Raw genomic sequence first — 15,435 nt, 5'->3', positions numbered from 1 at the left:
GAGACTCAATATTCTGAGAGACTATTCCGATGAAAAAACCAACCTATACCCCCGAAATTAGAGAAAGAGCGGTTCAATTACTAATTGAATCTGAAAAAGATTATCCTTCTACTTGGGCTGCAATCACAGCAATTGCGCCTAAGATTGGTTGTACTCCTGAAACACTTCGTGCCTGGCATCAAAAGCATTTAGATCAGCAAAATCCTATTAAAGTACAACAGATATCTGATCAAGAAAAAATGAAGCAAATGGAACGTGAAATTAAAGAATTAAAGCGTGCCAATGAAATTCTACGTAAAGCAGCCGCTTTTTTCGCCCAGGCGGAGCTCGACCGCCCACACAAATAATGGTGGATTTCATCCATAACAATAAAGACTTATATGGTGTTGATGCGATTTGTAGGATTTTACCGATCGCAGCTTCAACCTATTACCGAACTTTAGATCTCGCTGACAATCCAGAACATCGAGCGAAACGAGATCTACATGATGAGCATCATGCTGAACAAATTAAACGAATTTGGAAGGAAAGTTTAGGTCGATATGGTGTACGTAAAGTTTGGCAAAAATTGAAACGTGAAGGCTATGTTATTGCACGTTGTACAGTTGCTCGATTGATGCAGAAGCTAGATATACAAGGTGTTTGGCGTGGTAAGAACAAACAAACTACCCGCAACCGAGATGATCAAAAACGAGCAGATGATTTAGTGAAACGTAATTTTAGTGCTGATCGACCTGACCAATTATGGGTCAGTGACTTTACGTATATTCAAACTCATTCAGGCTGGGTCTATACCGCCTTTATTATTGATGTGTTCTCACGAGCAATTGTTGGATGGAAAGTATCTACACGGATGAATACAGATATGGTGCTCGATGCACTTGAGCAAGCATTGCACGATCGAGGCATGCCAAAGAATGTGATTCATCATTCCGACAGGGGTGTGCAATATCTTTCGATTCGCTATACCAATCGTTTAGAAGCAGCAAATTTACGAGCATCAGTCGGTACAACTGGTGATTCATACGATAATGCTTTGGCTGAAACGGTGAATGGCTTATACAAAACAGAGGTGATTGAATATTTAAAAGCAGATTGGCAAGGTTTAGCAGATGTACAACTTGCGACACTAAACTGGGTAGATTGGTTCAATAAAAAGCGTGTACACAGTGCACTGGGTTATGTGTCGCCTTTTGAGTTTGAAGCAATGTACTATGATAAGATTAACCCGTTAGGTCAGGTGGCTTAACTTAAATAAAAAAGTCTCCGACAAACCCGGTACGGTTCAATTTGCTGTAAGCGTTGATTTTTCACAGCATTGGGATCGATATTACTATAAAGCTGAATACGTGCTTCATCACGAGCACGACGAGCCTGTGCAAGTGAAATCTCTGGATAGCTACCAATAGTTAAAGTACTTTCACGACCATTAAACCGATATTTTAACCGCCAGAAGCGTCCACCTGATGGCGTGACTTCTAAATACAGTCCTTTTTCATCAGCATAACGCTTTTTCTTATCAAGTGGTTTGATCTTTCTAACTTGAGCATCGCTAAGCATTCTGAATAGTATCCATATAAATTGGGGGACGATTATTCGATTTTTATAATCATCCCCCAATTATCCCCCACAATATGGGGGATTGCAATGGAAAGGGTAGGAATGTGTAAGTAATAAAAAAAGCCTAAACCCTTTAGATTTAAGCCTTTTAGATCATCGTTAGATGGTTTTGGAAATAATATTGGCGGTGAGAGAGGGATTCGAACCCTCGATACGCGCAAACGTATACACACTTTCCAGGCGTGCTCCTTAAGCCACTCGGACACCTCACCAAGGTGTGGGATAGTAACCAAAAAAAAACCAACTGCCAAGCGACAAAATCATAGATTTGCAGAAAAAGTTTTTGGCTAGTGGTAATATGGCGCAATCTCAAATCCGATTTGATTGAAATATATGCAAAGTGCTGCAAAAAAAACCGCATTGCCAGTGATGACATTGGCAGCCTTAGGGGTGGTCTTTGGAGACATTGGTACAAGTCCGTTGTATGCCATACGAGAGTGTTTCAACACAGGACACATGGCGATCAATGAAGCATCGGTGCTGGGGATTTTATCCCTGATTTTTTGGTGTATGAACCTCACTATTAGCTTTAAATATGTTTCAGTCATCATGCGTGCAGATAACAACGGTGAAGGCGGGATTATCTCGTTACTGGCGTTAAACCTTCGCTCAAAAGTATTTTCTGATAAAAATAAGATTTACCTGATCGCACTGGGTTTTATCGGCGCATCATTATTTTTTGGTGATGGCATTATCACCCCCGCGATATCAGTTCTATCTGCGATTGAAGGGTTGAGTATCGTGACGCCTGCTTTTAATCAATGGTTGGTTCCGATCGCACTTGGGATTTTGACAGGGCTCTTCATGGTACAACGGCATGGTACGGCCACGATGGGGAAACTATTTGGGCCAGTGACGCTGTTGTGGTTTCTGTCCATTGGCTTGATTGGTCTATGGAGTATTATTCAAACGCCTTATGTCCTGATGATGATCAATCCCTACTGGGCATTTAACTTTGTCTATGAACAGCCGATGATTGCATTTATCACCATGGGCGCAGTGATCCTGACCATGACAGGCGGCGAAGCCTTATATGCGGATATGGGGCATTTTGGGCGTATGCCGATCAAGTTGGCATGGTTCTGTATCGTCCTTCCTTCTTTGTTATTGAATTATGCAGGTCAGGGCGCGTTATTACTGCGGAGTCCTCAAGCGATTGAAAATCCATTCTATCTGTTAGTCCCTGATTGGGCGTTGTTCCCCATGATTGGTCTTGCAACTGCTGCTGCCGTGATTGCTTCGCAGGCGGTGATTACAGGGGTGTTCTCGGTCGCCAATCAGGCGATGCAGTTACGCTATTTACCCCGTTTAACAGTGCACCATACTTCGGATGTTGAGCAAGGTCAGATTTATTTACCCTTTATTAATTGGGTGTTGTTTATTTCCGTCGTTATTTTGATTTTACTTTTTGAAAGTAGTACTGAGTTAGCTAGTGCCTATGGTGTGGCGGTGACCATGACCATGTTGTGCGGCACCATCCTCATTTCGACCTTGGCCTATGGCGTGTGGCGCTGGTCTTGGTGGAAAGTCGCGCTGCTGGCGATCCCTTTTTTATTGCTCGATTTAGTATTTGTTGCGTCGACATCATTAAAGATATTAGCAGGTGGTTGGGTGCCAATTTTAATTGGTGCAGTGGTATATACCATTTTGATGACATGGAAACGTGGACGCGAGATTGTATATAAACGTATGGAAACCGATGCGTTATCACTGGACTTATTTATTAAAAGTATCGGTATGAGCAAGGAAACTCAATTTGTTCCTGGCGAAGCGATCTTTTTAACAGGCACGCCAAATATTGTACCGCATGCGATGCTGCACAATATTAAACATAATAAAGTGCTGCATGAGCGCAATGTGATCGTCACGGTCTATACCGAGGACATCCCATATGTGGCAACAGAAGATCGTGTAAAAGTGGAAAAACTGGATGATCACTTCTATCGCATTTATATGTATTACGGCTTTAAAGATCAGCCTAATGTGCCAAATGCTTTGGAACAAGCTTATCAGGAACTTGGTTTTGAATTCGATATGATGCAAATGAGCTTCTTTATTTCGCGTGATCGTATTGTGCATACTGTTGGGGATGGGATGTCACCGTGGCGTGAAAAACTCTTTATCTCGATGCAGCGGAATACCAGTCCAGTCAGTGACTTCTATCAAATCCCAACCAACCGTGTGGTTGAGTTAGGTAGTCAGATCGAAATTTAGTGATGAATTGATATGAAAATGGCACCATCAGGTGCCATTTTTTATGCTTTGATGATCAAGTGAACAGTTTGACGACATAAAGTGTCGTTCTGAGCCACTTGTGAATATACAGTTGCTGTTTGAGTTGTTAAGCTGCGCGTTAATATTGATTTTGAAGTGGTTATGGCTAGAAGAACAACTCGAAAGCGTAAAACGCAATTCGCTTTTTTGAGCCAAAATGTTGGAAAGATTTTATTGGCTTTGCTCGCAACGAGCAGCTTTGCGATTGCTTTTGGTAATGAGAAAATTTCTAAATTGATTCCATTGCAGAGCACGAATAGTGGTTGTTTAAATCAATTTTATCGGGATGTTCCACCTTTATTAAATAAAGAAAGTCTGCAAAAAGACAGCTATGCATTGTGCTTTAATGATTTTAACGTGATGTATTCAGGCATCTCTAAAACCCCACTATGGTCAGCGGAATATTTAACACCGCAACGTTTAAGTATCAAAATTAAGCGTGAAGATAATTTCCATGAGGAAACCCGTGTAGCAGAGCGACATCGCGCTTTGTTATCCGACTATCGAGGCTCAGGCTACGATCGTGGGCACATGGCACCCAATGGCGATATGAACAATAAAGCGGCGCAATATGACAGTTTTTCATTGGCCAATATGGTGCCTCAAGCACCGAAGAATAATCAGGAAGTTTGGCGCAAGGTCGAAGAAGCAGTTCGTTCTATTGTCACCAAGCAGCATAAAGATGCCTATGTATTAACGGGACCGATTTTTGAAGGTCAACGACTAAAAACCATTGGCAATGGGGTCATTGTACCTACGGCGGTGTATAAAGCTATTTATTTACCAAAGCAGGGTATTATTGGGGCTTATTATGCCCCGAATAACGCGTCACTACAGGTCAAAGTGGTCAGTGTCTGTTATTTAGAAGAAAAGCTCGGGATTAATTTATTTCCGCAGTTGACCGAACAGCAGAAGCGTAATATTTATCAACTGCCTGTATCCGCGCAGCAGGTCAAGGCCAATAATGAAATTCGTTATTTGCATTGGGATGGGCAAAGTCAATGCGCAGAAGAAGCGACCACTGACAGTATTCAAGTGCAGCAACGCCAATTTAGTTCAGGTCGACCCCAAGCCGCGGAAGACAGTTCCTCAGCGTATATTGATGAAGATGCTAAACAAGCTGTGATCAAGCATTTGGTTGATATGCTGGTTCAGTATTTTTTACAATTGTTGAGATAATGTAGAGCATCTTGCAAAGTAATTGAGCTTGGCGCAGGCTATATCGATATAATAACAACGTGAGAATGAGATGTTTAAACCTTTTGAACATGGTGATGAGTCTTCAGCGATTTATGATCTGACTTTAGAAAATCAGGTCGATTGCGTGAGCTTATATGGCAATTTGCAAATTACTAAAGATCAAGCGGGTCTAAAAACCGCGAAAGCATTGCAAAGCTTTATCAATGATGTGGTGGCGGCACTCGAGAAAGAAAACTTACCTGCGCAGATCGAGCGTCAACCTGAACAAGAAATTGAAAATCCGTTTCTTTAAATGCAAATTGAAGCATAAAAAAACAGCCTACGTGAAGGCTGTTTTTTATGAGGATTTATTATTAGTCTTTCTCACGTCCTACAATTTTATAAATCACCGCACCAATCACGGCACCAATAATTGGAGCGACCCAGAACAGCCATAATTGGCTGAGTGCTGCTGTTTCAGCAAAGAATGCCACACCCGTACTACGTGCAGGGTTTACAGAAGTGTTAGTCACTGGAATACTGATTAAGTGAATTAATGTTAAAGCTAAACCAATCGCAATTGGTGCGAACCCAGCAGGCGCACGACGATCCGTTGCCCCCATAATAATAATGATGAAGAATGCAGTTAGTACCACTTCAATAATGAAAGCAGAACCTAGAGAAAATTTATTTGGAGACAATTCACCAAAACCATTACTCGCGAAACCGCCTGTACCAGCGAAGCCTGCTTGACCTTGTACGATAATGTAAAGGACCAATGCCGCGATCGTTGCACCAATCACTTGAGAAATAATATAAGGAGCAAGTTCTTTTGCTTCAAAGCGTCCGCCTACCCATAAACCCACACTGACGGCAGGGTTAAAGTGACCACCTGAAATATGACCAAACGCGTAAGCACCTGTTAAAACGGTGAGACCGAATGCCAATGCCACGCCCATAAAGCCGATACCAAGTTCTGGATAGGCTGCTGCTAATACAGCACTACCACAACCACCAAAAACGAGCCAAAAGGTTCCAAGAAATTCTGCTAAATATTTGTTCATTGTTATCACCACATATTTTTTAAAAAAGAAAAACCAAGCATCCAAAACTTTATTATGGATATGTTTAACCCCTGTGAAAAAAATGTGAACGAATTCACATGGGTATATAGGTTCTTGTATAAAGGGTGTAACAACAATGATCAGTTGTGAAACAGTGAGTTCATCAATATTTTTATTACGAATTGTAAATTGTGTTGTTGTTCCGCCACTGTTGCGGTGTTTGTCCCGTCCAAAGTTTAAAAGCGCGCTGAAAAGCGCTTTGCTCTGAATAACATAGCAGTAAGGCGATTTCCTGTAGGCTGAGATGAGGGTCTTTTAAATATTCAGTCGCCAACATAAAACGAATTTGCTGTACACGCTCCTGAAAAGTGGTGCCTTGTTGTTGCAAATGTCGTTGCAACTGTCGAACAGACAGTCCCAATTTTTCTGCAATAAAATCGATCTGATATTGGTTCTTTTGCAAACCTGTCAAAATGGCATGTTGTAGACGTTGATCCAGTTGAGTTGAATTCGGTAACTTGTCGAGTAAGGCTTGCGCCTGCTGTAACAGCAGTTGTTGTAGGGTGTGGTCACTGCTTTTTAATGGTTTAAACGCTTCCGCTACTGGCAATAGCAGTTGTGTTTTAGGCTGTTCAAAACGAACCTTGCAGCGAAAATATTGCTCATAAATGCTGATATTTTTTGGAGGTGGATTGACGAAATGTACTTCGTGTAAATGGATACTTTCACCTGACATAAACAACTTGAGGAATTGCACCATCAATGCAATGGCAATTTCATCGGTGAGTTGGGTTGGATGCGGTTCAGGTGCTTCCCAACGAATGGAAACATAAGGATCATTAAACTCGACCACCAAAGGACTACCATCATAAATTAAGCGATGAAAGTCATGATAGCGTGCCAAAGCTTCGCCCAAATTTTCACATGAAAGCGCAAGGTACGCGATAATACCGAGATGTTTGGGTTGCACATACGCTGCAATTTCTAGCCCAAGTCCAGTTTTAGGGTGTAAGCGATTGAGATCTTCAAGCAAGTCACGCCAGATCACATAATCGAAGCGTTCTAGGTTTTGAACGTGTTGTAATTGTTCAGGAACAGCAATATTTTCTGCCTCGCAATAGGCTTTGAGTAAATGCCCCAAACCACCAAAAACAGAGCCTGTATAGTTCTTGAGTTGAGACATCCTGTCTACTCCTTAGCTTGTCGTGTTTTGTCAATACAACTATAGCGTATCGTCAATACTTCGCCTACCAAAATTTATATGCTGAATATAAGTCAGGACAGATTGGGAAAAAATTATGCTAAAAGGTTTTATTGCAGGTTTGGCAGTTGCCAACGCATTTGAATGGTTTGCACATAAATATATTTTGCATGGTGTGCATCGCTCAGGGCAGCCACGATATAGTCCTGTACCGAGAAGTATGGAATCACATTGGGCCCATCATCGTGAAGTGCGTAAGCAGGAATTTGCCGATGAATGTTATGTACAAGGATTTGAACATTGGCGCACACGTAACGAAGTTATGTCTTTGGCTGTAGTGGCTGGGGTTGCAAGCGTGGCGTTCTATCCATTTTCAAAAGGCATGTCTTTGGCAGCACTTTATAGCGCTGGGAATTATTATTATGTGCATCGCCGTGCGCATTTAGAACCTGATTGGGCGAAAGCGAGCATCCCTTGGCATTATGATCATCATATGAACTCAAACCAAGATGCCAACTGGTGTGTGACGCGTCCATGGTTTGATTATGTAATGGGAACCCGTGTGGTCTCTTCTGCAGATTTAAAAGAGGCCAATCCATTGGGCATACCTTTACCCGCAACACTTTCTAAGGCACTCACCCAAGCAATTGAATCTGTTTTCCCTGCCAAGTGGGTGGAACAAAAGCCAAAACTGCTTGCATCTGCTGCTGTTGAAGAAGCGGAAAAGCAATCCGTGGCTTAAATTGATTATTTAGAGGATGCAACGTGCAAAATTGAATCCCTTAGTGGGATTGGTATTTTGATCATTCCTGACCAAATCAAATTGGGCGTTGTCGTGAATGGTCAATAAAATAGGATTTTAATGTCAATATTTCTGCTGCTTTTATCGCTATTTTGGCTCAGGCACTTTAAATGCTTAGAATTTACTCAAAATGGCTGTATGTTCTCTTACCCTCTGGCGTTGTTTATACGCAGTTTCTATACCTTGCTCAGCAAGGTATTTTTTTGTCTTAAATATAGGGTCTGTGGACATTTCACAGATCCAAACCCCATAAAAAAACCTCTCAAATATTAGCGTTGAGAGGTTTGGCGTGAATAGAGAAACGGTTTAGAGGCGCATTTCAATGCCTTGCTCAGCAAGATATTGTTTCGCTTCAGGAATGCTATGTTGATCAAAGTGGAAAATTGAAGCTGCAAGGACTGCATCTGCGCCACCTTTTAAAATACCATCGGCTAAATGTTGTAAGTTGCCTACACCACCTGACGCAATGGTGGGAACACTGACGCGGTCATTGATAGCACGCATCAGTGCGATGTCATAGCCTGCTTTGGTGCCATCGGCATCCATACTGGTAATCAATAATTCGCCTGCGCCAAAATCAGCCATTTTCACCGCCCATTCAATCGCATCGATACCTGTCGGTTTACGTCCGCCGTGAGTAAAAATTTCCCACTTATTTTCGCCCGTTTTTTTGGCATCAATCGCAACCACGATACATTGCGCACCGAAACGTTGAGAGGCTTCTTGTACAAACTCAGGATTAAATACAGCTGCTGAGTTGATGCTGACCTTATCCGCGCCAGCATTCAGCAGTAAACGAATATCTTCTACTTTGCGCACACCGCCACCGACGGTTAATGGCACAAATACACTTTCAGCCATCCGTTCTACAGTGCGGTAAGTGGTGTCACGTCCATGATGGGTAGCAGTAATATCTAAAAAGGTAATTTCATCGGCGCCTTGTTCGTTATAACGACGAGCAACTTCGACAGGATCACCTGCATCACGAATATCAAGGAATTGAACGCCTTTGACGACTCGACCATTATCAACATCTAAGCAAGGGATAATACGTTTTGCGAGCATAAAATTTTCCAAAAAATCGCCAATAAAGAAAGGAGACCGATTTAGGTGCTACACCTTCATGAAGGGAACAGGTATTCTAGCAAACTTCACAGCTATTTTTTGCAGGTTTTCCATGTCGGTTTATACCCCGTTGAGTTTAGAACAAGTTCAAGCCTTTGCTGAGCCTTATGGTTTAGCAGTGATTGACCTGATTCCAATCCAAGGCGGTATTCAAAACACCAATTATTTTTTGGTGGATCAAAATCAGAAGCAGTATGTTTTAACGGTTTTTGAAGAATTAGATGCGGTCGGGGCAGGTGAACTGGTGCCTGTTTTGGATTGTTTAGGACAGGCAGGTGTGCCTGTGGCAGTGCCATTGAAACATCATGGTCAGGCGATTCATAGTATTGCTAATAAACCTGCACAAATTGCGCCACGAATCATGGGTGAACATCCAGAAGATACGACCATTGAGCAGATTCAAGCGATTGCTCAAGCACAAGCAAAATTGCATTTGGCTTTACAAGGCTTTGCTCTAGAACGTGATTTTAACCGTAATCATCAGTATTGGTCAGATGTCGCTGAACAGCTCAAGCCACAGATGAATACGGATGATCAAAGTTTATTGGCGCTGGTCTTTCAACAATTTGCCGACATCACACAACAACATCCTAATCGTCCAGTGGGTTTTATTCATTCAGACTTATTTAGAGACAACACGCTATTTGAAGGCAATCAGTTAAACGGTATTCTTGATTTTTATGAACTCAATCAAGATGAGTGGTTATTTGATATTGCGATTAGTATCAATGATTTCTGTACTGCCTATCCACAAGCGTATCTTGATCAGAGCAAAGCAGATGCATTTTTGGCGGCTTATCAGGTGATTCGCACACTTAGCGACGATGAGCTGGCGTGCTTAGATATTTATTTGGCGATGGCGGCCTGCCGTTTTTGGAGTATGCGTTTGCAAGTGGCGCAGAAAAATGCAGCGCATGGTCGTACAGGTGAAGATATTTCTCAGAAAGATCCAGTTGAAATGCGAATGATGTTACTAGACCGATTACAACGAATCACAGCTTAGGAAAAAGTCATGCGAGATCAAGGACGTTTAGTGGAATGGTTTGATGACAAAGGCTATGGCTTTATTCAACCCAATGATGCGAAGAAAGAGCGAGTTTTTCTACATATCAAAGACTTTGTTCGCACTGGCCCAAGACCGATTGTGGGCTGTGCTTTAGATTATTTGGTGATTTTAGATGAGCGTGGTCGCTATCGTGCGCAACAGGTCGTTTATTTGAAAGCATCACAAGTGATTGAGCATAAAGCCGCGCCTGTTCGACCGACCACAGCGACTGGATGGTCGCCGATGAAAGTCGGGATTGGGGTTTATATTGTCTTTATGGTGATTGCGAGTTTTAGCAAGCTATTACCGCCGTTTACTTTGCTCTTTGTGAGTCTGATGAATGCATTGAGTTATTGGCTGTATTCTCAAGACAAAGAAGCTGCACAATTGGGCAATCGTCGTATACCTGAACAGACCCTACACATTGTTGATTCTTTAGGAGGATGGTGCGCTGGTTGGCTTGCTCAACAAAAACTGAGACATAAAACACAAAAACAACCGTTTCGTAAGATTTATTTCTGTACCATAGCCTTTCATATATTGTTGATATGTTGGTTAATTTCTCCACTCAATATTTTTCATTGAGGGAGGTTTTGGAGCTAAATAAAAATGAATTACTCTGTTGATCAAGACCCGAATCGTACTTTGACCTTGATTCTTTATGTGCTTTATATTATTGCGATTTTTAGCGGTGGTTTATTGGCGATCATTGCCTTGATTATTAACTATGTGAAACGTAGTGATGTACAAGGTTCAATTTTTGAAAGCCACTTTACTTGGCAAATTCGCACCTTTTGGTGGTATTTAGCGTGGAATATTATTGCATTTATCCCATTTTTCTTCCTGTTTTTGACAGGCGATAATCCAAATGCATTTGCTGGTGTCGCACTGTCTGGCACGGTTTTCTGTGTATCGGTTATTTTTGTTGCATGGGTATGGATCGTTTACCGAGCGATTCGTGGTTTGATTGCGTTAAATGATAATAAACCGATGTATCAGTAAGTTGAACAGAAAGCGGATAATAATCTTATCCGCTTTTTTCAATAAAATTTGAATATCACTTTATATCCTTAGATATCAATAACCATATATTTGATTTTATGAAAAATTACCTTCAAATTGTGTTTGAAGAATTTAAACAGGTTTAATTATGATTATTGAGCATGTGCATTTAAATATTAAGCCAAATCAAAGTCAGGCTTTTGAAGCAGCCTTTCAACAAGCCAAAGCGATTATTTATCCAATGGCTGGACTGAATGCTGTGCAATTGATCAAGCATGTTCAAGATGATCAGTGTTATATTCTTATGATTTTTTGGGACAGTATTGAACATCATACCGAAGGGTTTAGGAAATCTGCGGCATATCAAGAATGGAAGGCATTACTACACCCATTCTACGATCCAATACCAACGGTAGAGTACTATCAACCGCATATGTTGTTGAAGAAGAACCAACCACCAAACAAAGATTAATACGAAAGTTTTATTTTTCTTTGGGATGATTGAGTATTTTAAACTTCAACTCACTCACCAAAACGCCTAAGACCACCAGTAAACCACCAAATAATGCCAGTAGCGGCAAGCGTTCACCTGCGATACGCCCAAATAATCCTGCCCAAACGGGTTCGCCAGCATAAATGATGGCAGCACGGCTTGGATCAACCATACGTTGTGCCCAATTCATCACAAATTGAATCAATGCACTGGCAAGCCCTAAGCCCACTGCGATCATCACTAAGGGCCAAGAAAAAGTTGGAATACTATGTTCGCCAACAAGGGGCATACTGGCAAATGACAATCCAGAAGCAACCACCAACTGAACCACCGTGACACGTCTCAGGTTCACTTTCCCTGCAAAATATCCAATCAAAATAATTTCTAAAGCGATCACAAAGGCACAGATCAAGGTGAGCATTTGCCCATAATTTAAATTGATACTCGAAAAATCGTTCCCAGTTAAAAAGACTAACCCCGTAAACGCCAAGGCTGAGCCAATCCATGTCATCAAAGACGGCCGTTTCTGGAAAATGATCCACATCAATATGGGAACGAGTGGAACATAAAGCGCTGTCAGAAAGGCAGACTCACTACTCAGGATCGTTTGCAGGCCAATGGTTTGTGTACCATAACCAATGGTAATCATGAGACCAATCGCTGTACCTGCAAGGGTTTCCTTGAGCGTCAAACCAGCCATGGATTTCATTGAAATAAGCAAGATCACCAATGCCGCCACCGCAAAACGACAACCGACAAAAAACATCGAGCTACTAAAATTCAGCGCATATTGCACCGCTAAAAAAGTACCACCCCAAATCATAGTAATAAAAATCAGGGCGAGTTGAGGCGTATAGGCGTTAAATCTTGTCACAACAGTTCCTAAAGCGACACTTCATTTAGCAGAGCTAAATACCTTGCTAAATGAAATGTTTCCCCGAGCTTATCTTAGCAATAGCACAGGTTTTGTGGAGCGAACTAATAGTTTTGTGGTGGTGCTACCAATAAAGAATTGACGGATTTTGGAGTGTCCATAAGCACCGATCACCATTAAATTAATATTCTTTTGGTCGGCGTAATTCAGAATACTTTCATCAACATCACCTTCCAAAGTGCTTAATGTCATATTAAAGCCTTGTGACTCTAATTGTTCTTTTGCCCAAGCAAGTTGAGTGTGTATTTCTTGGTTGGGTTGACCGACATAGACCAGATGTGCAGCTAATCCTTTGAGTAACGGACTATTTGCAATCTTCTCTACGCACTTCTTCGCCGTTGCACTGCCATCAAACGCCACTAAGAAAGATTGAGGCTGAGTGAAGGGTGATGAAGCAATTAAAACAGGTTGGTGAATGGCACGGACTACATTCTCGATTTGTGTGCCTATTTTATCGGAATGATATGCAGTTTGAGTACCACGTTTTCCCATGATCAGCACACGTATATCTTCTTCCAAAGCGACAATGGTTTCTAACAAACGGCCACGACGTTGGAAGCTATGTACATCGAGACTGAAGTTGTCTAGCACATATTTTTTTGCCTCACGAAGCAAAATTTTGCCATGCTCAATCTCAATTTTTCCTCGACGTTCATCTAGCTCTACTAACTCATTTAACAACGTTTCTCGACTGCCTAAGCCAATTGCGCCACTCAAATCTTGTGGGGCTTGTGCTCTAGGGCTATCGATCACATGTAAAAGTTCAAGTGGAGCATTCAGTTTTTGGCTAAACCAAGCGGCATAATCACATACCGTATTTGTGCCGATTGAGCCATCAATACACGCAATAATTTTTGACATTGTTATAATTTCCTTTTAATGGACTTCTTTCATCAATCCCTCTTGCGGAACTTCAATCGTTCCTCATTCTCCCCGTGGGAGAAACACAAAGAGGGAATAAAGTATGATGAAAGCAGTCTAGTGATTGTCCAAACGATCTAGCGCATTTGGTTTGTCATGTACACCAAACTTATCAACCATCGTTTGACTTGCTTCATTCATCCCGATCAGTTCAACATCCGTTCCTTCACGTTTAAATTTAATCACAACTTTATCAACGGCTGCTACGGCTGAAACATCCCAAAAATGAGCTTGACTAAGATCGATCACAACTTTTGAAAGAGCTTCTTTAAAATCAAAGGATGCCGTAAATTTATCAGCAGAACTAAAGAAAATCTGGCCAGTAACCACATAGGTACGGGTACTTTCAGTTTCATCGAAAACAGATTGAACTGCCATATAACGTTCGATTTTGTTGGCAAAAAATAGCGCAGATAACAGCACACCGATCAGTACACCATAAGCTAAGTTATGGGTTGCGACAACAATCGCAACTGTCGCGATCATAACGATATTACTTGAGAGTGGGTATTGGCGAATATTTCTGAGTGAATCCCAGTTAAATGTACCAATCGATACCATGATCATCACAGCGACCAGCGCAGCCATCGGAATGATTTTCAGCCAATCGCTAATGAACACCACCATGATCAACAAGAATATACCTGCACAGAATGTAGATAAACGAGTACGACCGCCAGATTTAACATTAATAATGGATTGACCAATCATGGCACAACCTGCCATACCGCCCATAAAACCAGAGGCGATATTGGCGACCCCTTGGCCTTTACATTCGCGGTTTTTGTCACTCGAAGTATCAGTTAAATCATCGACAATCGTGGCTGTCATCATCGATTCAAGTAAGCCCACTGCTGCCAATGCTGCTGCATAAGGGAAAATAATACGAAGTGTTTCTAAGTTCAGTGGAATGTCTGGTAGCAAGAACACAGGCAGTGTATCAGGCAGTTGCCCCATATCACCGACAGTACGAATGTCGAGTCCCATCAGGATTGCAACAATGGTTAAAACCACAATGGTCACCAAAGGCGATGGAATTAATGTTCCAATTTTAGGGATGTATGGGAATAAATAAATAATCGCTAAACCTGCCGCAGTCATCGCATAGACATGCCATGTGACATTGGTGAGTTCAGGTAACTGTGCCATAAAAATCAAAATTGCTAAGGCATTCACAAAGCCGATGACGACGGATTTAGACACAAAACGCATAAATTGCGCCAGTTTTAAATAGCCTGCCACAATTTGCAGGACCCCTGTCAGGATCGTCGCAGCAAGTAGGTATTGCAGTCCATGCTCTTTCACCAGCACGACCATGAGCAGTGCCATGGCACCTGTTGCAGCGGAAATCATACCTGGGCGACCACCCACAAAAGAAATCACAACCGCGATACAGAACGACGCATATAGCCCAATTTTAGGATCTACACCTGCAATAATCGAAAATGCAATTGCTTCGGGAACGAGTGCTAAAGCAACAACAAGACCCGCCAGCACATCGCCGCGGATATTGGAGAACCATTGTTCTCTTACATTGGAAAACATAGAAATAGCCTATTTCTTTAAGAATATAAAAAGGCTAGTGATGTGATATATAAAAACACACGACTACACCACATCACTAGACAGTGATGAGTTCATTACAAATAAGAGGTAAAAAACTAAGGTGGCGTAAGTGTCATTATAAAATTGGAGAGTAAGATAAAAATCGTTACAAGGATAACATTTAAGCTTAAAAAGCTCTAGCCATTATTTAAATCACTAGAGCTCTTGAT

General features: G+C 41.7%; 15 protein-coding genes, 1 tRNA gene, 1 pseudogene and 1 other annotated feature. Of the genes and pseudogenes, 9 read left to right on the top strand and 8 right to left on the bottom strand.

Features of this window, described 5'->3' with window-relative positions; genetic code table 11:
* The first annotated feature begins 29 nt into the window (after window positions 1–29).
* A protein-coding gene (locus F991_RS15785) for an IS3 family transposase (protein WP_145972635.1) occupies window positions 30–1,249 on the top strand; the annotation gives its coding sequence in 2 pieces (ribosomal slippage) (window positions 30–306 and window positions 306–1,249; 1,221 coding nt in all).
* Window positions 305–421: a sequence feature (AL1L pseudoknot), on the top strand. Its footprint overlaps the gene before it by 117 nt.
* An 11-nt stretch (window positions 1,250–1,260) precedes the next feature.
* Here the strand turns inward: F991_RS15785 and F991_RS15780 are convergent.
* Window positions 1,261–1,560 (bottom strand): annotated as a pseudogene (locus F991_RS15780) (Arm DNA-binding domain-containing protein); the annotation flags it as partial.
* A gap of 182 nt (window positions 1,561–1,742) precedes the next feature.
* Window positions 1,743–1,832: transfer RNA gene (locus tag F991_RS15775), tRNA-Ser, on the bottom strand.
* Window positions 1,833–1,953: 121 nt separating this feature from the next.
* Here F991_RS15775 and F991_RS15770 point away from each other — a divergent pair.
* The 3 genes from F991_RS15770 (at window position 1,954) to F991_RS15760 (ending at window position 5,386) form a co-directional block, all read left to right on the top strand.
* Window positions 1,954–3,834, top strand: a complete 1,881-nt coding sequence (locus F991_RS15770) for a potassium transporter Kup (RefSeq protein WP_004673311.1) — start codon at window positions 1,954–1,956, stop codon at window positions 3,832–3,834.
* A 162-nt stretch (window positions 3,835–3,996) separates the two neighbouring features.
* Window positions 3,997–5,073 carry a DNA/RNA non-specific endonuclease gene (locus tag F991_RS15765; protein WP_004673310.1) on the top strand — a complete coding sequence of 359 codons (1,077 nt, stop codon included), beginning with the start codon at window positions 3,997–3,999 and terminating at the stop codon, window positions 5,071–5,073.
* Between the two features lie 70 nt (window positions 5,074–5,143).
* On the top strand, window positions 5,144–5,386 hold the full coding sequence (locus F991_RS15760; RefSeq protein WP_004673309.1) for a hypothetical protein: 243 nt from the start codon (window positions 5,144–5,146) through the stop codon (window positions 5,384–5,386).
* Window positions 5,387–5,447: 61 nt separating this feature from the next.
* Here F991_RS15760 and aqpZ read toward each other — a convergent pair whose 3' ends face one another.
* Window positions 5,448–6,137 (bottom strand): aquaporin Z, encoded by a 690-nt coding sequence (gene aqpZ / locus F991_RS15755; RefSeq protein WP_004673308.1) that lies wholly within the window; start codon window positions 6,135–6,137, stop codon window positions 5,448–5,450.
* Window positions 6,138–6,312: 175 nt separating this feature from the next.
* Window positions 6,313–7,320, bottom strand: coding sequence for an AraC family transcriptional regulator (locus F991_RS15750; protein ID WP_004673307.1), 1,008 nt, complete (start codon window positions 7,318–7,320; stop codon window positions 6,313–6,315).
* 115 nt (window positions 7,321–7,435) lie between these two features.
* Between F991_RS15750 and F991_RS15745 the strand changes: the two genes are divergently transcribed.
* Window positions 7,436–8,080 carry a sterol desaturase family protein gene (locus F991_RS15745; RefSeq protein ID WP_004673305.1) on the top strand — a complete coding sequence of 215 codons (645 nt, stop codon included), beginning with the start codon at window positions 7,436–7,438 and terminating at the stop codon, window positions 8,078–8,080.
* Window positions 8,081–8,446: 366 nt separating this feature from the next.
* On the opposite strand, the gene hisF is transcribed toward F991_RS15745, so the two are convergent.
* On the bottom strand, window positions 8,447–9,205 hold the full coding sequence (gene hisF, locus F991_RS15740; protein WP_004673303.1) for an imidazole glycerol phosphate synthase subunit HisF: 759 nt from the start codon (window positions 9,203–9,205) through the stop codon (window positions 8,447–8,449).
* Window positions 9,206–9,317: 112 nt separating this feature from the next.
* Here hisF and F991_RS15735 point away from each other — a divergent pair, with 112 nt between their 5' ends.
* The 4 genes from F991_RS15735 to F991_RS15720 all read left to right on the top strand — a co-directional run bounded on the left by F991_RS15735 (window position 9,318) and on the right by F991_RS15720 (window position 11,784).
* Window positions 9,318–10,268: a homoserine kinase gene (locus tag F991_RS15735; protein WP_004673302.1), complete on the top strand. Its 951-nt coding sequence runs from the start codon at window positions 9,318–9,320 to the stop codon at window positions 10,266–10,268.
* Window positions 10,269–10,277: 9 nt separating this feature from the next.
* Window positions 10,278–10,895 (top strand): DUF1294 domain-containing protein, encoded by a 618-nt coding sequence (locus F991_RS15730; RefSeq protein WP_004673300.1) that lies wholly within the window; start codon window positions 10,278–10,280, stop codon window positions 10,893–10,895.
* A 24-nt stretch (window positions 10,896–10,919) separates the two neighbouring features.
* Window positions 10,920–11,312, top strand: a complete 393-nt coding sequence (locus F991_RS15725) for a DUF4870 family protein (RefSeq protein WP_004673299.1) — start codon at window positions 10,920–10,922, stop codon at window positions 11,310–11,312.
* 148 nt (window positions 11,313–11,460) lie between these two features.
* A complete protein-coding gene (locus F991_RS15720; protein WP_004673298.1) occupies window positions 11,461–11,784 on the top strand; it encodes an antibiotic biosynthesis monooxygenase family protein in 324 nt (107 codons plus the stop codon).
* Between the two features lie 10 nt (window positions 11,785–11,794).
* Here F991_RS15720 and F991_RS15715 read toward each other — a convergent pair whose 3' ends face one another.
* From F991_RS15715 to F991_RS15705, 3 genes are all read right to left on the bottom strand, one after another.
* Window positions 11,795–12,628, bottom strand: a complete 834-nt coding sequence (locus tag F991_RS15715; RefSeq protein WP_265588205.1) for a DMT family transporter — start codon at window positions 12,626–12,628, stop codon at window positions 11,795–11,797.
* A gap of 120 nt (window positions 12,629–12,748) precedes the next feature.
* Window positions 12,749–13,600 (bottom strand): universal stress protein, encoded by an 852-nt coding sequence (locus tag F991_RS15710; protein ID WP_004673296.1) that lies wholly within the window; start codon window positions 13,598–13,600, stop codon window positions 12,749–12,751.
* Between the two features lie 117 nt (window positions 13,601–13,717).
* Window positions 13,718–15,205: a SulP family inorganic anion transporter gene (locus tag F991_RS15705; RefSeq protein ID WP_004673295.1), complete on the bottom strand. Its 1,488-nt coding sequence runs from the start codon at window positions 15,203–15,205 to the stop codon at window positions 13,718–13,720.
* Window positions 15,206–15,435 lie beyond the last annotated feature (230 nt).

The sequence above is a fragment of the Acinetobacter sp. CIP-A165 genome, from assembly GCF_000367985.1.
Taxonomy (GTDB): domain Bacteria; phylum Pseudomonadota; class Gammaproteobacteria; order Pseudomonadales; family Moraxellaceae; genus Acinetobacter.
Note: the sequence above shows the minus strand (reverse complement) of the source record. Positions and strands in the feature narration are given on the sequence as shown.